20 protein-coding genes are annotated in these 20456 nt (G+C 57.8%); 12 read left to right on the forward strand and 8 right to left on the reverse strand.

The features are described 5' to 3' along the window. Positions 1–112: 112 nt before the first annotated feature. From E8M78_RS05405 to E8M78_RS05415, 3 genes are read left to right on the forward strand one after another with little or no spacing between them, the layout of a single operon-like run. Positions 113–1063 carry a GntR family transcriptional regulator gene (locus E8M78_RS05405; protein ID WP_137134097.1) on the forward strand — a complete coding sequence of 317 codons (951 nt, stop codon included), beginning with the start codon at positions 113–115 and terminating at the stop codon, positions 1061–1063. A gap of 30 nt (positions 1064–1093) precedes the next feature. Then, positions 1094–2116 carry a 2-dehydropantoate 2-reductase gene (locus E8M78_RS05410; protein WP_137134098.1) on the forward strand — a complete coding sequence of 341 codons (1023 nt, stop codon included), beginning with the start codon at positions 1094–1096 and terminating at the stop codon, positions 2114–2116. Next, complete coding sequence (locus E8M78_RS05415; protein WP_137134099.1) at positions 2113–2859, forward strand: glucose 1-dehydrogenase; 747 nt, start codon at positions 2113–2115, stop codon at positions 2857–2859. The genes E8M78_RS05410 and E8M78_RS05415 overlap by 4 nt, the downstream gene beginning before the upstream one ends. A gap of 43 nt (positions 2860–2902) precedes the next feature. On the opposite strand, the gene E8M78_RS05420 is transcribed toward E8M78_RS05415, so the two are convergent. The 3 genes from E8M78_RS05420 to E8M78_RS05430 form a co-directional block, all read right to left on the reverse strand. After that, positions 2903–3853 (reverse strand): isoaspartyl peptidase/L-asparaginase, encoded by a 951-nt coding sequence (locus E8M78_RS05420; RefSeq protein ID WP_137134100.1) that lies wholly within the window; start codon positions 3851–3853, stop codon positions 2903–2905. Positions 3854–3940: 87 nt separating this feature from the next. Next, positions 3941–5533 (reverse strand): ABC transporter substrate-binding protein, encoded by a 1593-nt coding sequence (locus tag E8M78_RS05425; RefSeq protein ID WP_137134101.1) that lies wholly within the window; start codon positions 5531–5533, stop codon positions 3941–3943. Then, positions 5530–6096: a MarR family winged helix-turn-helix transcriptional regulator gene (locus tag E8M78_RS05430; protein WP_246658234.1), complete on the reverse strand. Its 567-nt coding sequence runs from the start codon at positions 6094–6096 to the stop codon at positions 5530–5532. Before E8M78_RS05430 ends, E8M78_RS05425 begins: the two co-directional genes overlap by 4 nt. A 197-nt stretch (positions 6097–6293) precedes the next feature. On the opposite strand from E8M78_RS05430, the gene E8M78_RS05435 reads away from it, so the two are divergent. The 5 genes from E8M78_RS05435 (at position 6294) to E8M78_RS05455 (ending at position 11566) form a co-directional block, all read left to right on the forward strand. After that, positions 6294–6995, forward strand: a complete 702-nt coding sequence (locus tag E8M78_RS05435) for a creatininase family protein (RefSeq protein WP_137134102.1) — start codon at positions 6294–6296, stop codon at positions 6993–6995. A gap of 72 nt (positions 6996–7067) precedes the next feature. Beyond that, positions 7068–8039 carry an ABC transporter permease gene (locus E8M78_RS05440; protein WP_137134103.1) on the forward strand — a complete coding sequence of 324 codons (972 nt, stop codon included), beginning with the start codon at positions 7068–7070 and terminating at the stop codon, positions 8037–8039. A 1-nt stretch (position 8040) separates the two neighbouring features. Continuing rightward, positions 8041–8916: an ABC transporter permease gene (locus E8M78_RS05445; protein ID WP_137134104.1), complete on the forward strand. Its 876-nt coding sequence runs from the start codon at positions 8041–8043 to the stop codon at positions 8914–8916. Then, positions 8913–10643 carry an ABC transporter ATP-binding protein gene (locus tag E8M78_RS05450; RefSeq protein WP_246658235.1) on the forward strand — a complete coding sequence of 577 codons (1731 nt, stop codon included), beginning with the start codon at positions 8913–8915 and terminating at the stop codon, positions 10641–10643. The genes E8M78_RS05445 and E8M78_RS05450 overlap by 4 nt, the downstream gene beginning before the upstream one ends. Positions 10644–10657: 14 nt before the next feature. Beyond that, positions 10658–11566: a polysaccharide deacetylase gene (locus E8M78_RS05455; RefSeq protein WP_137134105.1), complete on the forward strand. Its 909-nt coding sequence runs from the start codon at positions 10658–10660 to the stop codon at positions 11564–11566. A 17-nt stretch (positions 11567–11583) separates the two neighbouring features. On the opposite strand, the gene hydA is transcribed toward E8M78_RS05455, so the two are convergent. From hydA to E8M78_RS05480, 5 genes are all read right to left on the reverse strand, one after another. Further along, positions 11584–12996 carry a dihydropyrimidinase gene (gene hydA, locus E8M78_RS05460; RefSeq protein WP_137134106.1) on the reverse strand — a complete coding sequence of 471 codons (1413 nt, stop codon included), beginning with the start codon at positions 12994–12996 and terminating at the stop codon, positions 11584–11586. A 13-nt stretch (positions 12997–13009) separates the two neighbouring features. Beyond that, the gene (locus E8M78_RS05465; protein WP_137134107.1) at positions 13010–14275 is read right to left on the reverse strand and encodes a cysteine desulfurase-like protein; all 1266 of its coding nucleotides are present in this window, start codon (positions 14273–14275) and stop codon (positions 13010–13012) included. A gap of 27 nt (positions 14276–14302) precedes the next feature. Beyond that, positions 14303–15052 carry an amino acid ABC transporter ATP-binding protein gene (locus tag E8M78_RS05470; protein WP_137134108.1) on the reverse strand — a complete coding sequence of 250 codons (750 nt, stop codon included), beginning with the start codon at positions 15050–15052 and terminating at the stop codon, positions 14303–14305. Then, positions 15052–15723, reverse strand: a complete 672-nt coding sequence (locus E8M78_RS05475; protein WP_137134109.1) for an amino acid ABC transporter permease — start codon at positions 15721–15723, stop codon at positions 15052–15054. Before E8M78_RS05475 ends, E8M78_RS05470 begins: the two co-directional genes overlap by 1 nt. Positions 15724–15786: 63 nt before the next feature. After that, positions 15787–16584, reverse strand: a complete 798-nt coding sequence (locus E8M78_RS05480; RefSeq protein WP_137134110.1) for a transporter substrate-binding domain-containing protein — start codon at positions 16582–16584, stop codon at positions 15787–15789. A gap of 156 nt (positions 16585–16740) precedes the next feature. On the opposite strand from E8M78_RS05480, the gene E8M78_RS05485 reads away from it, so the two are divergent. The 4 genes from E8M78_RS05485 to E8M78_RS05500 all read left to right on the forward strand — a co-directional run bounded on the left by E8M78_RS05485 (position 16741) and on the right by E8M78_RS05500 (position 20366). Continuing rightward, entirely contained in the window at positions 16741–17439 is a 699-nt protein-coding gene (locus tag E8M78_RS05485) for a FadR/GntR family transcriptional regulator (protein ID WP_137134111.1), read from the forward strand. A gap of 91 nt (positions 17440–17530) precedes the next feature. Continuing rightward, positions 17531–18562 carry an ABC transporter substrate-binding protein gene (locus E8M78_RS05490; protein WP_137134112.1) on the forward strand — a complete coding sequence of 344 codons (1032 nt, stop codon included), beginning with the start codon at positions 17531–17533 and terminating at the stop codon, positions 18560–18562. A 23-nt stretch (positions 18563–18585) separates the two neighbouring features. Then, positions 18586–19608 (forward strand): iron ABC transporter permease, encoded by a 1023-nt coding sequence (locus E8M78_RS05495; RefSeq protein ID WP_137134113.1) that lies wholly within the window; start codon positions 18586–18588, stop codon positions 19606–19608. After that, positions 19605–20366 carry an ABC transporter ATP-binding protein gene (locus E8M78_RS05500; protein ID WP_137134114.1) on the forward strand — a complete coding sequence of 254 codons (762 nt, stop codon included), beginning with the start codon at positions 19605–19607 and terminating at the stop codon, positions 20364–20366. The genes E8M78_RS05495 and E8M78_RS05500 overlap by 4 nt, the downstream gene beginning before the upstream one ends. Positions 20367–20456 lie beyond the last annotated feature (90 nt).

Genomic DNA, 20456 nt, shown 5'->3' on the forward strand with positions numbered 1-20456 from the left:
CTAATACGATTCCAACGAATTCACATGGTGTCAATCTAAATTGACTTCACATCATTGACGAATTTCCGCAAATACGGAATTATCGTATTATTCAACTATAACAGTCGCGATCATGAAGTTTGCCGTTGATCGAAACCTGCCGCTTCCGCTGCGCAATCAGCTCCACGGGCTGATCGAATACGGCATCAGCTGCGGCGAGCTTGCGCCGGGCGAGATACTTCCATCGGTCCGCGAGCTTGCGGATATGGTGGGCGTTGCGCCGATGACGGTGGCTCAGGTCTATTCGGACCTGAAGGAAAAAGGATTACTGCAGACCAAGCCGGGTGCGGGCACATTTGTTGCCAACAGACAGATCGACGGGGCCTCGGACCCGACGAAACATGTCTACCTGTATAGACAAATAGACAATCTAATTGAGCAGAGCAGAAATCTCGGCCTCCAGCCTTCGGAATTGATTGCGGCCATTAACACGCGCCTTCGCCAATCCAACCTTGTATCAGCCAGACCTCGTGTTCTTGTGGTGGGACTCTTTCCGGATGCCACGCGCAGCTATGCGGATTTTCTAAGCCGCAAGCTTGCCAATCATGCACGCGTCGAATTCACAACGATTTCCTCGCTGGAGCAAGACACGCAAGGCGTTCCGGAAGCGCGTTCGGCAGACCTGATCGTTACGATCGTCAACCGGCTGCAGCAGGTGAAGACCCTGCTGCCGGATGCGAATGTGGTGGCCATCCGCTTCACCCCGTCTGAAGAAACCCGTCGCGCGCTGGCATCTCTGGATTCGCGTACGAAAGTCGCAGCGGTTTCGCTCTTTCCTGAATTTCTGCCGATCCTGAAAGCCGGGATCGAGCGTTTTGCCCCGCATGTATCTCACATCACCGCCGGGACAATGGACTTGCCCGCGTTTCGCGCCGAACTCGCTGAAGCTGACGTCATCATTCATGCAACCGGAGCCGACCAGACGTTGGGGGATAGCTACCCCGACCTTCCACGGATCGAATACCGCCATGCGCCCGATGAGGCTGACATCGAGCGGATTATCATACCCGCATTACCCTTTTGAGAACATGCCGCATGCATGAAGGAGCACAGCATGAGCCAACAACCAATCCTGATCTGGGGCGCCGGTGCCATCGGCGGCACGTTGGGAGCCGCCTTTCTTCGTGCCGGAGAGAACGTGCTGTTCGTCGATAACGTCAAGGAGCATGTCGACGCGATCAATACCAAAGGGCTGACGATCACCGGCCCGATCTTTGAAGGAACATTCAAAGCCAAAGCCTGCCTTCCGGAAGAGGTAGAAGGCCAGTTCGACCGTGCTTATCTCTGCGTCAAGGCGCATCATACGGAAGCGGCGGCGCGGGATCTGGTGGAGCATCTGGCGTCAGACGGCTACGTCGTTTCTGCCCAGAACGGTCTGAACGAACAGGTGATCGCCCGGATTACCGGCGAAAACCGCGTCGTTGGCTGCTTCGTGAACTTCGGCGCGGACTATCTGGAGCCGGGCGTCGTGCAGTATAGCGGCCACGGCGCGGTGGTGCTCGGCGAATTGCATGGACGGTTTACCGAAAGGGCGGAGCGCATCTACGACCTTCTGAAACAATTCGAACCAAAGGCTCTGATCACCAACAATATATGGGGCTTTCTCTGGGGCAAGCTGATCTATGGTGCGCTTCTCTTCGGCACCGCACTGACCAATGACAGCATTGCCGATGTGCTGGACAACCCAACAGCACGACCAGTGTTGCGCAAGCTGGCTCTGGAAGTGGCAACGGTCGCTGCGATCAACAATATCAAGCCGGAAGCCTTCGACGGTTTCGATCCGGCTGCCTTCGGACCATTGGCAAAGCCCGAACAGACAGAGCGATCATTCGATGAAATGGTGGCGCACAACCGTCGCTCGGTGAAATCCCATTCCGGCATCTGGCGGGATCTGGCCATCCGCAAGCGCAAGACGGAGGTGGACGCGCAGGTGCTGCCGATCGCTCAGGTCGGCAAAGATTCGCACGTTCCGACGCCCTTGGTGCTGAAACTGGTGGAGATGATCCATGAGATCGAAGAAGGCCATCGTCCTCTCCAGCTTTCCAATCTGGAAGAACTGGAAAGAGCGGGCGCATGAACATCTCGTTCGAAGACAAAGTGGCCATTGTCACGGGTGCCGCGCATGGCTTTGGCCGGGCTATCGCGCAAGGTTTCTCCAGCCGGGGCGCTTTCGTGCATCTCTGTGACATCAATGCCGAAGCTTTGGCGGAAACCGCCGCGCTTTGCGGCTCCAACGCGCAGATCCATGTGCTTGATGTCAGTGATCGGGCAGCGGTTCAGGCGACCGTTGCATCAATGGGTGATGTGGATATTCTCGTCAACAACGCAGGCGGCGTGCGGGGTCAGGTGGGCAGGCCGATCGAGGAGATTTCCGAGGCGGATTGGCAGGCTATTCTGGATGTGAACCTCTCGGGTGCGTTCTTCATGGCGCAGGCGGTAGCCCCTTCCATGAAGGCGAGGCGCTTTGGGCGTATCATCAATATTTCCAGCGGCGCGGGGCTCGGCATTTCGCTTACGGGCATTCAATCCTATGCCAGTGCCAAGGCAGGCCAGATTGGTCTCACCAGACAGCTCGCCCATGAGCTTGGTCCGTGGAACATAACCGTCAACAATGTCGCTCCCGGCTTTGTCCGTTCCAACCCTGCGACCGAACGTCAGTGGATGGCTATGGGCGAAGAAGGGCAGCAGAGGCTGATCCAGAATATCGCGCTGAAGCGTCTGGGCGAAGCCGATGACATCGCGAACATGGTCATATTTTTCGCCTCCGATTACGCCAACTGGGTGTCCGGTCAGGTGATCAGCGTCGACGGCGGCAAATAGAACACGAGAGGGCCGCTGGTCGGCGGCCTTCGTTTCGTGGCTATTACGGCTGGATGTGGAACACATCCGAATGGGTTCCGACGTAGAACTCACCATCCGGCGTCACCCAGCCGCGGAACATACCATCCGTATTATAGGGTGCCGTGATTGAGCCATCGGCACCGACGGCAACGAGACCGGCACCGATGTTGTGCTGCTTCAGATCTTCCTGAATGACCTTGGACGCCGCCTTCTCGAGGCTTTCTCCCAGATAGCTTACCCGGCTTGCGACTTCATGGCCTACCGCATAGCGCATGAAATATTCGCCCTTGCCGGTGCCGGAAACGGCGCAGGCACCATCCCGTGCATAGGTTCCAGCGCCTATAATCGGTGTGTCGCCAATGCGGCCTTCCGGCTTGTTGTTGTAGCCGCCGGTGGAGGTGGCTGCGGCAAGATGGCCTCGGCCATCCAATGCGACTGCACCGACAGTGCCGTGTTTTTCCGCTTCACTGGCCTTTGCCGCCGTTCCGGCAGCGGCATGCGCCTTCATGGCGGCAAGCGCCTTTACCCGACGTTCGGTCGTGAAATAATCCGGCTCCACCATGTCCAGACCGGCCTTGGCTGCGAAATCATCTGCCGCGGGACCGCCCAGCAGCACGGCATCGCCATGTTCCATGACTTTGCGCGCCGCCTTGATGGGATTGCGAATGCGCTGAACCAGAGTGACGGCACCGGCTTCCAGCGTCCTGCCATCCATGATCGAGGCATCCAGCTCATGCTGGCCATTGGTATTCAGGGCGGCACCATAGCCCGCATTGAAGTGCGGCGAATCTTCCATGACGACGACAGAGGCCTGAACCGCATCAAGCGCTGAGCCGCCGGCGGTGAGGACCTGCCAACCGGCCTTCAGTGCACGGCCCAGATCCACGCGGGCTGCCGCCCATTCTTCCTCGCTCAGGTCCAGCTTGGCCATGACGCCACAGCCGCCATGGATTGCCAGCGCTATTTTGCTCATTGAAATTCTCCTCAACCAGTCTTTCCTGTCGGACAAACAAAAAAGAGCCAGGCAAACCGCCCAGCTCTTCTCATCTTTGGGTCGGCGTTACTTCGCCGGACGAATGTTCATCGCCAAAGTATCCTCATCCGAGCGCGGCACGATGGAGATGGTCTTCTTCATGCCCCATGCCGAGATGGTGGAGGCAACCGCGAGATAGGGCCGATCTGTCGCCACCAGTGCATTGGCATCCATCAACAACTTCTCGCGCTTTGCCGTATCCATTTCCACGGCTGCATCTTCGATCAGCTTGTCCATGGTCGGGTTGACGTAACCACGCAGGTTGAAGGCGCCAAGCTTCTTGGCCGGATCATTGGAGTGCGTGAGGGAAGAAAGCGTGTAGTTCGCTTCACCCGTCAGCGTACCCCAGCCGGACATGGTCATGGAGTAATCGCCGCGCGTATTGGCCGGAAAAAACACCGCACCCGGTTGGGCATTGGCTTCCACCTGAATGCCAACCGCCGTCAGCATCTGCGCAATGGTCGTGCCTACATCCTTGTCACCTGGCAAACGATCGTTGGTGAAGGAGAAGGTGACCTTGAAACCGTTGGGGTAACCTGCTTCCGCCAGCAGCGCCTTTGCCTTCTTCGGGTCCGCCTTGGTCGGCTTCACATTCGGGTTCCAGCCGAAAATATTCGGCGTGACCAGCTGCGATTGAACCGCACCCATGCCTTCCATGGCGACTTCGGTCAGTGCTTCACGATCGATTGCCAGATCAAAGGCTTCGCGGACCTTGGGATCCTGGAAGGGGTTCTTCGGCAGCGGCGAACCATCCTTGGCGCTGACCTGCGGTGGCTTGTCGCGGAAGTCGAAAGCGATGTTGAAGAGATAGACACTCTCCTGCCGAACGATGGAAAGCTTGGTATCTTTCTCCAGTGTCGGGACATCAGAAGAAGGAATGCGCGCGATGATATCAACCTGACCAGCCTTCAACTGCGCAACACGGGCAGCATCATTTGGAATTTCCTTGCGGATAACCTTGTCCCACGGCTCCTTCGGACCCCAGTAACCGTCAAACTTCTCGACAACCAGCTGCTCCTTCGGCGTCCAGGAGACAAACTTGTAAGGACCGGTGCCGATGGCAGCCTTGCCCGAATTGAAGCCTTCGGCTGCCTTGTCCGCGCTGGCCGAGAAATCCTTCGCTGCAATGTGCGAGACGACGAAGAGGCGGATGAAATCATTCGGCAGTGTTGGTGCCGGACCGTCGGTCTTGATGCGGATTGTATAAGGGTCAACAATTTCGATCCCGCGGACGCGGCGGACATAGATCGTCGTCGGGTTCGGGCCGGTGACGGCCGGAATACGCTCGATGGAGAACTTCACGTCCTCAGCGGTGAAATCGGAACCATCGTGGAACTTCACGCCCTGACGCAGCTTGAATTCCCAGGTGGTGGGGTCAATCGCGGTCCAGCTAGTGGCAAGACCAGGCTCCAGCTCCAGATTGTTTCCGGATTTTACCAGCGAGTCGAAGATATGCTTCACAGCTTCAGCGTGGGTGCCGGCAGCCGTGAAATGCGGATCGACGGACAGCGGACCGGCGCGGACGCCTATTGTGAGATCCGCCGCAAGAGCGGAGGCAGACACGCTGCCCAGAAGCGCGGCTGCCAGCGAGGCTGTGCGCAGTACCTTGAAAAGGCTCATTCTTCGTTCTCCTCATTGTTTATTGTTGGGGGTGAAACAGGGGAATTCACCACGACCTTTGCAAGCAGTTCCGAGAGCATCAGCATCTCGGCTGGCGTGAGGGCGGACATCATGGACCGCTCTCGTTCCACCATCATCTGCATGGCCGCATCGACGATGCGCCTACCTTCGTCCGTGATATAAAGAACGAAGCTGCGCAGATCCGCAGGGTCCACTTCCCGGCGGATGATGTCCTTGTCGATCAGCTTCTGGATGGCGCGGCTGATCGTGTTCTTCGGAAAGCCTGAGGAAATGCAGATGGCACTGGCAGTCAGCCCATCGGCTAGGCCGAGCGAGTAGAGCACCACGAATTCTGGCCGTGGCAGGCCGAATTCTTTCTCCGTCCATCGATAGATGGGAACGTTGAACTGCAGCGCCAGAAAATTGAGGCGGAAGGAAAGCCAGCACGGGTTTTCCCACAGCTTGACGCCGACCAGCGGGTCGACATCGACATCGGCGGCCAAAGATTTCCCTCCCTGACGAAGCAGGGTTTCGAACATCGACTGTTGCGGAAGCGAGGTCATGGTGAGTGCTTGGCCCCAATTCAATTTTGTACCGTATGGAACTTGACGATAGCCTAATAGACTGTCAATCTCTTTTTTTAGTTCCGTATGGAACATCATGGTTGGGAAGGTCAGCCTTCGCCGACCCGTTATCTTTTATGCCGTATGCCTGCTTTTTGCTCACGAAGCGCGGGAGTCATGGCGAGGTGGGAGCTTTCATGAAAATCGCAGAAATGAACTGGATGCAGGTCGAGGAGCGTGCCGCCACGGATGATCGTTGCATTCTGCCGATCGGCAGCGTGGAGCAGCACGCCTATCTCAGTCTGGCAGTGGACATGATCCTGGCCGAGAAGGTTTCGATAGATGCCGCAGAACCGCTGGGCGTGCCGGTGTTTCCGGTCATGCCCTATGGTCTGGCATCGTCTTTCGCCACCTATCCCGGCACGCTGACGTTGACGCTTTCCACCTATATCGGCGTCATCCGCGATCTGCTTGACAGCATGTACCGTTCGGGTTTTCGCCGCATCCTGATCGTCAACGGTCACGGTGGAAATACGCCTGCAACAACCGTGATCTCCGAATGGCTGAACGCGCATCCAGACTGTTCCGTGAAATTTCACGACTGGTGGCGCGCGCCCAAAACCTGGGCAAAGGTGCAAGCCACAGACCCGGCAGCATCGCATGCCTCGTGGATGGAAAACTTTCCCTGGACCCGAATCAGCGATCCCCGCCAGCCGACGGGTGCGAAGCCGCAGGCCGATTATGCGCTGCTGGCCCGCGTGGACGCGGTCCGTAAGCGGGAAATTCTGGGCGATGGCAACTATCACGGTCTCTACCAGCGCCCGGACGAAGACATGCTGGCGATATGGGACGTTGCCGTCGCCGAAACGCGCGCGCTTCTGGAAGACGACTGGACCTGATTTTCGGGGCGGATACCAGCTGAACGATAAACCCGCATCAAGACGGGTCTCTCCATTGAAGGACGGGAACTTATGCTTGCTTTCATCCTGCAGCGACTGTGGCAGGCGGTCATCGTGATCTTTGCGATGTCGGCTCTGGTGTTCACAGGCGTTTATGCCGTGGGCAATCCAATCGACGTGCTCATCTCGCCGGATGCCACACAGGACATTCGCGCCGCCATCATTGCGCAATACGGTCTGGATCAACCCCTCTGGCAGCAATATTTCAGCTTTCTCGGCCGCGTCTTTCACGGCGATTTCGGACGCTCGCTGGTTTACAACATGCCGGTCAGCGAGTTGATCCTGTCGCGCCTGCCCGCAACGCTGGAATTGACGCTGACAGCGGTTATCTTCGCCAGTCTGGTGGGAATACCGATTGGTATGTATGCTGGCTACAAGCCGCATAGCCCGGTTTCCCGCGCCATCATGGCGATTTCCATCCTGGGTTTTTCGGTGCCGACGTTCTGGTTCGGCCTGATGCTGATCATGGTGTTTGCCGTACAACTCGGCATCATGCCCGCAGGCGGACGTGGAGAAACCGTCAGCATCGGCGGTTTTGAATTCAGTTTCCTGACGGCTGACGGGTGGAAGCATCTGGTACTTCCCGCCCTCAATCTGGCGCTCTTCAAGTTTTCGCTGATGATCCGCCTGGCACGGGCAGGAACCCGCGAATTGATGCTGAGTGATACAGTGAAATTCGCCCGCGCTGCCGGGCTGACAGAGTTCACCGTATTGAGCCGCCATGTTCTGCGCCTCATTTCCATTCCGCTCGTCACCGTCTTCGGGCTGGAACTGGCTTCCACGCTTGCCTTTGCGGTCGTCACGGAAACCATCTTTTCCTGGCCGGGTCTCGGCAAGCTGATCATTGACAGCATCACCTCGCTCGATAGGCCCGTGATGGTGGCTTACCTGATGCTCGTCGCCCTTCTTTTCATCGTCATCAACCTCGTGGTCGATCTCACCTATGCCTTGCTCGATCCCCGCCTGAGAAAGGGACGCGCCTGATATGAGAGACACATTGTTTGGACGCTTCGTTCAAGAATTCACCCGCAACAAGGTCGCAACAGGCGCGGCAATCGTGGTGTTCGCCATCGTCTTCATCGCGCTGATTGCGCCGCTGGTGACGCCGCAAGACCCCTATGATCTTGCCAATCTGGTGCTGCGCGATGCGCGTCGTGCACCCGGCTATGTGGGCAGCGGAGGATACACCCATTGGCTGGGAACGGATTCGCAAGGGCGAGACCTTCTGTCCGCCATCATCTACGGTCTGCGCATTTCGCTGCAGATGGGCGTGATTGCCGGTGGCGTTGCTTTCGTGGTCGGAGCGCTCGTCGGCTGCTCGGCGGCCTATATCGGCGGACGCTACGAAAGCATCGTCATGCGAATTGTCGATCTTCAGCTATCGTTCCCGGCCATCCTGCTGGCCTTCGTGATTGCGGCTTTGCTGGGTCAGGGGCGCTATCAGCTCATCATGGCGCTGATCTTTGCCCAATACGCCTATTTTGCACGCACCGCACACGGTGCCGCATCGGCGGAACGGCAGAAGGATTATGTCGAGGCAGCACTTTCCATTCCGCTTTCGCCGCTGCGCGTCGTGTTGAAGCACATCCTGCCAAACTCGCTGCCGCCGTTGATCGTGGTGGCGACCGTACAGGTAGCGAGTGCAATATCGCTGGAAGCGACTCTCTCCTTCCTAGGCGTGGGGCTTCCACCGACAGAACCTTCGCTTGGCATGCTGATTGCGAACGGCTTTCAGTATCTGCTCTCCGGTCGCTACTGGATTTCGATCTATCCCGGCATCGCGCTCATTCTGTTCATCGTGTCGCTCAATCTCGTTGGTGACCAGATCCGCGACCAGCTTAACCCGAGGCTTCGCCGATGACCGCCCAGACACAGGCTGCAATGGCCACCCCGCTGCTCGAAGTCAGCAATCTCAACACCTGGTTCGCGACAGCCCGTGGCGAAATCAAAGCCGTCGATGGCGTTTCCTTTTCGCTGGCGCCGGGCGAAGTGCTGGGCCTTGTGGGTGAATCCGGATCCGGCAAGTCGATCACCGGCTTTTCCATCATTGGCTTAATTGATGAACCGGGCCGGATCGTAGAGGGATCTTCCATCAAGCTGGAAGGCCGCGAACTCGTTGGTCTGCCAGCGCACGAACTGCGCGCAATTCGCGGCAAGACGATCTCGATGGTGTTTCAGGACCCGATGATGACGCTGAACCCGGTGCTCTCCATCGGCACACAGATCCGGCTGGCGCTGGAGGCACACGAAAAGCTCAGTGCTGCCGAGGCGCGTGAGCGGGCAATCAAGGCACTGCATCAGGTGCGCATCACCGAGCCGGAGAAGAAGGTAGACTTCTTCCCTCACCAGTTCTCCGGCGGCATGCGCCAGCGCGTGGCCATTGCGATTGCCCTGCTCCATCGCCCCAAGCTCATCATCTGCGACGAGCCAACAACCGCGCTTGATGTGTCCATTCAGGCGGAAATTCTGGCTGAGATGAAGGAACTGGTGGCGGAACTGGGAACCACTCTGATCTGGATCAGTCATGACCTTGCGATTGTTTCGTCCATAGCGGATCGCGTTGCTGTCATGAAGACAGGCAAGATCGTCGAGATCGGCCCGGCCATGGGCGTTCTCACAAAACCGCAGCATGACTATACGAAATCGCTGCTCGATGCCCTGCCCTCCCGCGCCAAACCGGGGCAGTTGCTGTTGCGCGGCAGCGGCATAGAGGATGCCGCCCCGCCACCCCGCAAGGAAAAGACGGCCAATCTGCCACCGCTCGGCAGCCCCTACCTTGTCATTGACCATGCTGTAAAACGGTTTGAAAAGCCAACAGGCTTCGTGCTGAAACTCGCCATAAAATCGGGCATCGCACAGCCCCATCCGTCGGTGGACGCGGTGAGTGATGTGAGCCTTGTTCTCAAGCGCGGCGAGGTTCTGGGGCTGGTTGGCGAATCCGGCTCTGGCAAATCCACTCTGGGGCGCATGGCGGCGGGCATTACTGTTCCCACATCCGGCTTCATTCACCTCAATGGTCAACCGGTTATGAGTGCAGGTCGTAGCCCACGCAAGGTGACTACACGCATCCAGACCATCTTTCAGGATCCGTTTGCCTCGCTGAACGGGCGCATGCGCATCGGTGATATCGTCGCAGAAGGACCAATTGCGCACGGTTTGGTGACGCGAGCTGAATCTGTCGCCTACGTACAATCCTGGCTCGCCACCGTGGGGCTCGATCCATCTCTCGCCAATCGTTTTCCGCACCAGTTTTCCGGCGGGCAACGTCAGCGCATCGCCATTGCACGCGCGCTTGCCATGCAGCCGGATGTCGTGGTGTGCGACGAACCGGTTGCCTCGCTGGATGTGTCCATCCAGGCGCAGATCATCAATCTCTTGATCCGCCTTCGCTCGGAACTGGATCTCTCACTCATCTTCATCAGCCACGATCTGTCGGTGGTGCGCCATCTGTGTGACCGCGTGGCGATCATGTATCGCGGCCAGATTGTCGAAGAGGGCGATGCGGGCGTGATCTACGATAACCCACAACACGAATATACGCGCCGTCTGCTGGCGGCCGTCCCTGCTTTGCCCGTCGCGGCTGAATGAAGAGGAATTCTGCAATGGAACCCTGGGAATGGGATGAGGCCACCTGGCGCGGCAAGGTGGAAAAGGTGCGCGCCGGTCGATCACTGAAGCCAAAGGTTTGGCAAGGCGGCGCACGTTGTGCGGTCGCCCTGTCCTTCGACAGCGACCACGAGACCAACGAATTGCGCGATGGCGGAGAATCCATCGGTCGCATGTCGCAGGGGCAATATGGAAATCGCGTCGGCGTGCCGCGTATTCTGGACGTCCTCAAGAAGGCAGGTGTGCCAGTCACCTTTTTCGTGCCGGCCGTCGCCGCGCTGCTCTACCCGGATGAGCAACGGCAGGTGATTGCGGAAGGTCACGAGATCGGTCTGCACGGCTGGATACATGAGGTGAATACCAAGGTTCCACCGGAGAAGGAGCGCGAACTGCACTTCCGCGCTGCTGACACGCTGGAAAAAATCATCGGCATCCGGCCAGTGGGCATGCGCACACCCTCCTGGGACTTCTCCGCCGCCACGTTGAAGATCCAGCGTGAACTCGGGCTGCTCTATGATTCGTCGCTGATGGCCGACGACGACCCTTACGAACTGGTGGAAGATGGCGAAGCGACCGGCATGGTGGAACTGCCGGTCGAATGGATCCGCGACGATGCGGTCTATTTCAATATGAATCGCTTTACCGCGCACCGCCCATACACGCCCCCACCGGCAGTGCTGGATATCTTCAAGCGGGAGTTCGATCGGGCCTATGAGGAGGGCGGGCTGTTTCTCCTGACCATGCACCCGCATGTCACGGGCTATCGCTCGCGCATCTTCATTCTGGAAGAACTGATTGCTCATATTCAGCAGCATGAGGATGTCTGGTTTGCAACCCACGCCGACATTGCCGGGTTCGTGAAGAATGCTGCAGTTGAAAATGGCGCAGTGGTCAGTCGTGGCTGACCACTACAATGCCCGTTTCAGGCAGGCGTTGAAACAAGAGAAGATCGCTGGCGGCTGAGATAGTGGCCGCTCGGCGTGTCTTCCACAAGCGCCCCGGCTTGCATGACCGATTTGCCACGAATGAGCAGCTGAACCGGCCACCCACGAACTTCCACACCTTCATAGGGCGTATAATCTGAGCCATGCGCCAGAATATCATTGGTGATGGTGACCTGACGGTTCGGGTCCCACAGTGCCAGATCCGCATCGGCGCCAACGCAGATAGTGCCTTTTCGCGGATAAAGACCATAAAGCTTGGCGTGGTTGGTCGCAGTCTGCGCCACAAACTGATTGAGGGTGATACGCCCTTTCATGACACCTTCCGAAAACAGGATAGGCAGGCGTGTTGCAACGCCCGGAATGCCATTGGGTATCCAGCGGAAGTGACGTTTGCCCTTCTCGTTCAGCTTGCCATGCACATCCTCATAGCGGAACGGGCAGTGGTCTGACGAGAAGAGATCGAAGACATTCTGCTCCAGCCCTTCCCAGCAGGCATCCTGACTGGCCTTGTCACGCGGTGGCGGAGAGCAGACATATTTGGCACCTTCCAGCGCATCACGGTCGAGATCGTCCGCCGTCAACATCAGATATTGCGGGCAAGTTTCCCCGGCAATCTTCTGGCCACGCTGGCGGGCGCGCCGGATTTCCTCCATCGCCTCGCGGTTGGACACGTGGACGATGACGATAGGAACATCAACGATTTCCGCCAGTGAGAGGGCGCGGTGCGTGGCCTCCCGCTCGGCGGGAATGGGCCGCGTGGTCGCGTGATATTTCGGCGCGAACTTACCCTCCTCCTCGTGCCGTCCAATCAGATAGCGAATGGCATCCTCGTTCTCGCAATGGACCATGACGAGGGCACCGGTGCGGCGCGCAGCATCCAGCGTATCGAGGATCTGGTCGTCGCGGAGGCGCAGGCCTTCATAGGTCATGAAGACCTTCAGCGAGGTGTAGCCATCCTCCACCAAAGCAGGAAGTTCCTGCCCCAGCACTTCGGGCGTCGGATCAGTAATCACAAGATGAAACGCCACGTCCACATGGCATTTGCCTTCCGCCTTCTCGTGATAGATCTTGAGCGCCTCGCGCAGGGTCTGGCCCTTTTCCTGCATGCAAAAAGCGAGAACGGTGCTGTTGCCGCCAATGGCTGCAGATCTCGTGCCGCTATCGAAATCATCGGCCATGACGATGCCATCGCCGGAAGGTTGGTCGAGATGCACATGGCTGTCTATACCGCCGGGCAGGACGAAGAGACCCGTGGCATCGATGATCTCATCTGCATTCTCAAGCCCCGTGGAAAGGGCGGCGATCCGCCCGTCCCGAATACCGATATCGCAGACGAAGGTGTCGCTGGCCGTGGCGACGGTGCCATTCCGGATGATGGTGTCAAAACGCATCTTACCCGCCTCCTCAGCTTGCCTTGGCCAGACCGGCACTGCCAGATAGAATCTGATCCAGCGCCGCCGTGAAGCGATCAATCTCTTCCAGAGTATTATAATGCACCATGGAGACCCGCAAAATGCCGCCCTGATCGGTCAGGTCCAGATATTCCGCCAGACGGCGTGAGTGGAAATCGCCGAAGCGCATGGCGATCTTATATTCGTCCATAGCCTTGCAGAGATCCGCAGCATTGCGGCCATCGAAACGGAAGGCAATGGTGGGAACGCGCAGGCTTTCGCGGTTATGGCTCTGGCCGACGATCTGGCAGTCGTTACGCATGCGCAGATAGGAGAGTAGCCTATCCGTTAGCGCATCCTCCTGGGCGGTGATGGCCTTGAACGCCGTTTCGATGCGGCTTCGAACGCTGCCCGTGTCGCCTGCCTGTTCACCGAGCCTGGTGAGATAGTCCACGATGCCGCAGGTGGAGTAAGCCAGTTCGTAGTTGGGGTTACCAGGCTCCAGCTTGCCCGGCACCTTATCCTTGCCATAGAAATAGTGGTAAAGCGTATCAAGCTCGAGCAGGTAGTCGTATTTGCCGTACATCAGCGCGCAATGCGGGCCATAGGTCTTGTAGAGGCTGAAGACGTAATAGTCGACGTCGAAGGCCTGCACGTCCACGAGGCGATGCGGCGCATAGGCCACGGCATCCACGCAGATCCGCGCGCCGCGCTCATGAACGAAATCGGCAAACTGGCGGATGGGATTGACGCTGCCGAGAATGTTCGAGGCATGGGTAACGCAGACCAAGCGGGTACGGTCGGTCATCAAAGGTTCCAGATCGGCAAGATCAAGGGTCAGCGTTTCCCGGTTCAAGGGCCAGAACTTGAGAACAATGCCCGCATCCTGCAAACGCTCCCAGGGGCCAATGTTCGACTCGTGATCACTCACCGTGACGATGATCTCATCACCTGGTTTCAACTGGCTCTGCATGGCGCGGGCGAGATTTTGCAGAAGCGCCGTTGTGGAACCGCCGAAGACGATTTCTTCCGGCCGGGTGGCATTGACCAGATGCATAGCGGCAGTGCGCGCCTCATAAAGCGCCTTGGCGGCGTTTTGCGAGACTTCATAGGAGCCGCCGATCTGGACATTGCGCTCGATCAGGAAACTGTTGATCCTGTCAATCGCTCCCTGAAGGATCTGCGAGCCACCCGCATTATCAAAGAAGGTCCAGCCACGATTGAGGCCCGGAAACTGGCTTCGGACGAAGTCGAGATCGAGCGAGGGTTGGTCGGCCATGATGAATTTCCTTGTGACTTCAAGAGTTCAATGATTGAGCACTGCGCGCAGAAAGCTGCGGGTACGCTCCTCGCGAGGATTGTCGAAGATCTCGGTAGGCGTGCCCATTTCAATCAGCTTGCCGCCATCCATAAAGATGACGCGATCGGCCACCTGTCGCGCAAAACCCATTTCGTGGGTAACGACCACCATTGTGACTCCCGTGCCTGCAAGATGGCGCATGACATCCAGCACCTCGCCCACCATTTCCGGATCGAGCGCCGAGGTCGGCTCATCGAACAGCAGCACCCTCGGCTCCATGGCAAGTGCGCGGGCAATCGCCACACGCTGCTGCTGACCGCCGGATAGCTGGCCGGGATATTTTTCCGCCTGCTCGGAAATGCCAACGCGGGCCAGCAGCTCGCGGGCCTTGCGGGCAGCATCTGCTTCCGGCGTCTGCCGAACGCGCATGGGCGCGAGCATGACGTTTTTCAGCACCGTCATATGCGGAAAGAGATTGAACGACTGGAACACCATGCCGACTTCTGCGCGTACCTTAGCAAGCGCTGCTCCCTGCTGAACCCGGATACCATCCACGGTGATCGTGCTTTCTGGGGAAAATGCCTCCAGATGATTGATGCAGCGGATCAGGGTCGATTTGCCGGACCCCGAAGGCCCGATGACGCAGACGACTTCGCCTTCCGCGATATCCAGATCGATGCCGTGCAGAACGGTGAAGGTGCCGTAGGCCTTCACCAGTCCGCGAACTGAAATGATGTTTTTCGTTTGCGCGGTCATCAGCGTTTCCCCCGGCTGAAGTGTTTCTCGAGGCGCGAAACCACGGCCACCATGGGCCAGAGAAGCAGGATATAGATGACGGCAGCACCAATCAGCGGTGTGGGATTCGCAGCCAACGCCTGCGCCTGCGTTGCCTGCTTGAGGAGGTCGGGCATCGCTACCACCGAGGCAAGCGCGGTGTCCTTCAACACATTGATGCAGTTGTTCGTCAGCGGCGGGATGACGATGCGGATTGCCTGCGGCAGGATGACATCCACCATGGTGTGACGGTTTGACAGGCCAAGTGCGGCAGAAGCCTCGAACTGGCCATGCGGGATAGCTTCAATCCCGGCACGAAAGATTTCTGCCGTGTAAGCGGCGGAAACAAGCGACAGCGCGGTGACTGCCGAGAGAAATGGCGAAAGCCGAATGCCGACGAATGGCAGAGCGTAATAGACCACGATCAGCAGGACCAGAAGCGGGATCGATCGGAATACGTCGATATAACTTCGGATGAGGACCTTGATGAATGTCGGGCTGTAGAGCCGGGCAACAGCCAGGATCAGACCGCCTATGAGACCGGCGACAATGCTGACGATTCCGATCTCAAGCGTGACCACGAGGCCCCACAGGAGTTGGGGCAGGCTCTCAAGAAAGACCTTGAGGTTGAAGAATGTATTGATGAGATTCATGCCGTTGAGGCTCCGTTTGGCTGGCGGCCTCTCCGCTTGAAGAGACCGCCCGTCGCTCAGGCATTATTTGCCCTTCGGCATATCCGCGACCATGACGGTCGAGGTGGATGCTTCAGCCTTTGCGCCGAACCATGTTTCGTGCAGCTTGGCGATATAGCCTTCCTTCTTCAGCGCGGTGATCACATCGTTCACCTGGGTCGCCAGCTTGTCGCCTTTGTTGAACATGATCGAATATTTCTCACCCGTGGGGATGCGCTCGACCACCTTCAGTTCCGGCTTGTCCTTGACGTAATAAAGGAGCGCCGGGATGTCGCTGATGTAGCCGTCGATGCGGCCAGCGACGAGATCGAGCATGGCAGGAGAGAGACCTTCAAAACGACGGATGTCACCAAACTTGTACTGGGCCTTGTTCTTTTCCGCCCACATGTCGCCGGTGGAACCTGTATCGACGCCCACGACCTTGCCGCTCATATCCTTCAGGCCCTTGATACCGGACTTGGCAGTTGCTGTCAGAGACTGGTCGCTGTCGTAATAGGGCTGTGCGAAGGAAACAGATTCAAGACGCTTTTCCGTGATGGTAATGGACGAGATAGCCATGTTAATGCGGCCGGACTGCACCGCAGGGAACAGGCCGTTGAAGGGCGTGTTGACGAATTCGACCGTCTTGCCCAAACGCTTTGCCACTTCGTTGACGAGGTCGACTTCGAAGCCGACGACCTTACCGCTGGCATCCTGAAATTCCCAAGGCACGTTGCCGATGTTAGCTCCCACGGTCAGATCTGCCGCTTGAGCGGTTTGCAAGGTAAAGAAGGCTGCAACGCCGGAAACGATTGCGGCTGCGAATGTAGTCACGCGTGTCATGAGGTTCCCCTTGTTATTTGATGCACGATGTCACATACAATGGTCTAACTGGTCAGACCAGTAGGGCCAAACAACCATGCCTCTTTCCGCTTTGCAAGATGGCTTGCTGAAAATAGATTGGCCGAGTTGAAGTGACGGTGGCGGGTACAACAGGAAATGCTCAACAAGACGCTTTTGCCGCAAACCGTGGCACGGGAAATCCAGACGATGATACAGACCGGGGCCCTCAAACCGGGTGAACGGATTCAGTCACAGCGCGAGTTGTCGGAGCGTTTCGGTGTAAGCCGTGCGTCCTTGCGGGAAGCCCTGTTAACCCTCGAGACCCTAGGACTGGTGAAAACCGAAGCGGGCCGCGGCACCTTCGTCACGTCACCCAGTGAACGGGCAGCGGGACCAGCTGCCAATATGGCGCCCTGGCGATATTCTCAGAGCTATTCGGCCTTCGACGTGTTTCAGACACGCATATTCCTGGAGGGTGAAATCGCAAGGCTGGCGTCCGGCCGCCTCACCCAGCGGCAACTGACCGAGATGGAAACCGCAACCGCCACAATGGAAGAGTGCTGGGCGAAACAGGACGTTCTTTCGAATGTGGAAGCGGACCTGCAGTTTCATGGCACCATCGTTTCAGCCTGCTCCAACCAGATGCTTCAGGCACTCTACCAGACAGTTCGGGAGCTCATCACCGAAACACAGCGTCAGCCGATCCCGATGACCGATCCCGAGCGAATGAAGCAATCCATCGCCGAGCACCGGCGTATCATTGAGGCGCTTCGCAGCAATGATGGCGCTTTGGCCAAGGAGGAAATGGAGACACATATCCGCAATACCGCTCGCTGCGCGGGTCTCAATCCGTAACTCCGGATGCAAAATAAAGTGGATCGAAATTATCTTGTTTTTTGGATTGTTCTTGGATAGGGGTGCCGTCATTCTAATTTTGGGGTGACAAATGTACCTGACACGATCAATCGCAGCCGCCGCGGGGCTTACGCTCGCGGCATTTATCTCTTCTGGATCAGCGCACGCGGCATCGACCCAGTATCCGCTGACGATCGAAAACTGCGGCGCAAAGGTCACGTTCGACAAGGCACCAAGCCGTGCGATCGGTCTTGGACAAAACAGTGCCGAAATCATGCTGCTGCTGGGTCTGAAGGACAGGATGGCCGCTACCGCCTTCTGGCCAAGCAAGGTCATGCCACAGCTGGCGGAAGATAATGCCAAGGTGAAACTGCTGACCGTCGAGTTCCCGACATTCGAAGCCCTGCTGGCCGAGAACCCGGACTTTGTCGCCGCCATGTTGCCGAGCCTGATCGGGCCTTCCAGCAAGGTGGCAAAACGCGAAGACTTCGAAAAGGTGGGCGTGCCGAGCTATATTTCGCCGAGCACCTGCGTCAGTCCGGATGCCGCGAAAGACAAATACGGCTATGGAAACCGCAGCGCACTCTGGGACATGTCATCACTGTTCCAGGAGATTGACGAGCTTTCGAAAATCTTTGACGTTCAGGACCGTGGACAGGCCCTGATCGCCGACCTCAAAAAGCGGGAAACCGATCTCCGTGCCAGCATCTCGCCGGGCAACAAGAAGCTCTCTTACGTTTTCTGGTTCTCCAGCCCCTCCCCTACCGCCGATGCATATGTGGGCGGCAAGAATAGCCCGTCCGGCTACATTGCCGATATCCTCGGCGGCAAGAATGGAATTACCTCGGAAGCTGATTGGCCGACTGTCGGCTGGGAAAGCATCATTGCTGCGAATCCCGATGTGATCGTTGTTGCGAGCCTTGATCGCAACCGCTGGGAACTCGACAAGCCGGAAGCGAAGATCAAGTTCCTCAAGACCGACCCGGCCGTCAGCCAGATCAATGCTGTGAAGAATGGTGCGATTGTTGTCATGGATGGACAGGCCATGAACCCGACGATCCGCACGATCTATGGTGCCCTGCAAATCGCCGAACAACTGAAAACACTCGGTCTTCAGAAGTGAATTGAACGGATCGTGCCGGGTTGATGATCAGCAACGCAGTCAGAGTTGGTCTGCTTCTTGCCGCATCTCTCGGCTTGATCCTGCTCGTCGTCGCATTCAGCGTCGGTATCGGTGATTTGCCGATACCGATCTCCACTACGCTGCTGGCCGTTTCTAACAAGCTCGGATGGACGCATATTACGCTTAACCGCATCCATGAGGCGGTCATCTGGGACTATCGGTTGAGCCGGGCACTGGTTGCCGTCTTCTGCGGCGCGGGTCTCGCATTGTCCGGCGCCATTCTCCAGTCGCTGCTGCGCAATCCGCTGGCCGAGCCATATGTCTTGGGCATTTCGGCGGGAGCATCGACCGGGGCAGTCGCGATCGTTATTCTGGGCCTTGGAGCAGGAGCCGTTTCGCTGTCTGTGGGCGCATTTGCCGGGGCGTTTTTCGCATTCCTTTTCGTCGCCTTGCTCTCGAATGGTACACGCGGTGGCGCGGATAGAACCATTCTGGCGGGCGTGGCTGCGTCACAACTCTTCAACGCCGCCACATCTTATGTCGTCACCACATCCGGCAATGCCCAGCAGGCACGGGATGTCATGTTCTGGCTTCTGGGAAGCTTTGGTGGCGTGCGCTGGCCGGAATTCACGCTGATATCCATCGTGATTGGAGCAGGTCTCATCCTGTGCCTGCTGTCAGCGCGGGTGCTGGACGCCTTTGCCTTCGGTGACGAAGCCGCGGCTTCGCTTGGCGTCAATGTCAGCCGCACCCGCGTGCTGCTCTTCGCGCTCACTGCCATGATGACGGCCACGATTGTCAGCATGGTCGGCACGATTGGTTTTGTCGGGCTGGTGGTTCCCCATGTTGCGCGCTTCCTTGTCGGGCCGCTGCACATCCGATTGCTGCCGACATGCGCCGTTGTCGGCGCAATCTTCATGGTGCTGGCGGATATCGCATCTCGAGCGCTGATCCCAGGTCAGGTTCTGCCGATCGGAGTGGTGACAGCATTGGTCGGCGTACCCTTCTTCTCCGTCATCCTGTACAGGTTCCAGCGCGCCTCATGAGCTTTGTTGTCGAACACATGACCTGGGGCATTGGTTCTAAAACCATCCTGAAGGATGTCTCTGTCGATATCCCGGCCGGAAAGATGGTTGGCCTTATCGGTCCGAACGGATCCGGCAAGACCTCGCTCTTGAGGCTTCTTGCTGGTCTCAAGACCCCAACTTCCGGCAGCATCAGCTTGGCAGGTTCCGACCTAAACGGCATTCCGCGCAAGAAGCTGGCCCGGAGAATTGCCTTCGTTGAACAGCATGCAGCCACGAATGCGAGCCTGACCGTGAGCGATGTCGTCCGGCTTGGCCGTTTTCCCCATCGCTCTTTGTTTTCCGGCTGGTCGCTTGAGGATCAGGATGCTGTCGAACAGGCAATGGAAAGCACAGGGATTGACGGCAAGCGTTTCGACAAATGGCAAAGCCTGTCCGGTGGCGAGAAGCAGCGCGTCCAGATCGCCCGGGCACTGGCTCAATCGCCGCAGGAACTGATCCTCGACGAACCGACGAACCATCTGGATATTCAGCACCAGATCAGTCTTTTGAAACTGGTCTCCGAACTGCCGATGACAACGGTGATTGCGCTTCATGACCTTAATCATGCCGCCCTGTTCTGCGACGAATTGGTGGTGCTTCAGAATGGAAGTATTGTTGCTACCGGTTCGCCGGCTGACGTTTTGACGGAGCAGCTCCTGCGGGATGTTTTCTGTGTTGAAGCGCGTGTCGAGCCTTCACCCTACCATGACAGACCACATCTGCACTTCATTTGCTGACCTCACTTGCAGCGCTACATACAAGTCATGACCTCCACCAGAGGTGGAGGTTTGAAACGCTGCGCTTGAACCGCTAGAAGCGGTTTTGCT

The organism is Rhizobium sp. FKY42, from assembly GCF_005222835.1.
GTDB lineage: Bacteria > Pseudomonadota > Alphaproteobacteria > Rhizobiales > Rhizobiaceae > Neorhizobium.

Coding starts and splice junctions, on each gene's coding strand:
- E8M78_RS05430 (WP_246658234.1), bottom strand. CDS start 6,096: ATGACCTCGCTTCCGCAACAGTCGATGTTCGAAACCCTGCTTCGTCAG.
- E8M78_RS05500 (WP_137134114.1), top strand. CDS start 19,605: ATGAGCTTTGTTGTCGAACACATGACCTGGGGCATTGGTTCTAAAACC.
- E8M78_RS05470 (WP_137134108.1), bottom strand. CDS start 15,052: ATGACCGCGCAAACGAAAAACATCATTTCAGTTCGCGGACTGGTGAAG.
- E8M78_RS05410 (WP_137134098.1), top strand. CDS start 1,094: ATGAGCCAACAACCAATCCTGATCTGGGGCGCCGGTGCCATCGGCGGC.
- E8M78_RS05485 (WP_137134111.1), top strand. CDS start 16,741: ATGCTCAACAAGACGCTTTTGCCGCAAACCGTGGCACGGGAAATCCAG.
- E8M78_RS05480 (WP_137134110.1), bottom strand. CDS start 16,584: ATGACACGCGTGACTACATTCGCAGCCGCAATCGTTTCCGGCGTTGCA.
- E8M78_RS05455 (WP_137134105.1), top strand. CDS start 10,658: ATGGAACCCTGGGAATGGGATGAGGCCACCTGGCGCGGCAAGGTGGAA.
- E8M78_RS05450 (WP_246658235.1), top strand. CDS start 8,913: ATGACCGCCCAGACACAGGCTGCAATGGCCACCCCGCTGCTCGAAGTC.
- E8M78_RS05405 (WP_137134097.1), top strand. CDS start 113: ATGAAGTTTGCCGTTGATCGAAACCTGCCGCTTCCGCTGCGCAATCAG.
- hydA (WP_137134106.1), bottom strand. CDS start 12,996: ATGCGTTTTGACACCATCATCCGGAATGGCACCGTCGCCACGGCCAGC.
- E8M78_RS05425 (WP_137134101.1), bottom strand. CDS start 5,533: ATGAGCCTTTTCAAGGTACTGCGCACAGCCTCGCTGGCAGCCGCGCTT.
- E8M78_RS05490 (WP_137134112.1), top strand. CDS start 17,531: ATGTACCTGACACGATCAATCGCAGCCGCCGCGGGGCTTACGCTCGCG.
- E8M78_RS05415 (WP_137134099.1), top strand. CDS start 2,113: ATGAACATCTCGTTCGAAGACAAAGTGGCCATTGTCACGGGTGCCGCG.
- E8M78_RS05475 (WP_137134109.1), bottom strand. CDS start 15,723: ATGAATCTCATCAATACATTCTTCAACCTCAAGGTCTTTCTTGAGAGC.
- E8M78_RS05440 (WP_137134103.1), top strand. CDS start 7,068: ATGCTTGCTTTCATCCTGCAGCGACTGTGGCAGGCGGTCATCGTGATC.
- E8M78_RS05420 (WP_137134100.1), bottom strand. CDS start 3,853: ATGAGCAAAATAGCGCTGGCAATCCATGGCGGCTGTGGCGTCATGGCC.
- E8M78_RS05465 (WP_137134107.1), bottom strand. CDS start 14,275: ATGGCCGACCAACCCTCGCTCGATCTCGACTTCGTCCGAAGCCAGTTT.
- E8M78_RS05495 (WP_137134113.1), top strand. CDS start 18,586: ATGATCAGCAACGCAGTCAGAGTTGGTCTGCTTCTTGCCGCATCTCTC.
- E8M78_RS05445 (WP_137134104.1), top strand. CDS start 8,041: ATGAGAGACACATTGTTTGGACGCTTCGTTCAAGAATTCACCCGCAAC.
- E8M78_RS05435 (WP_137134102.1), top strand. CDS start 6,294: ATGAAAATCGCAGAAATGAACTGGATGCAGGTCGAGGAGCGTGCCGCC.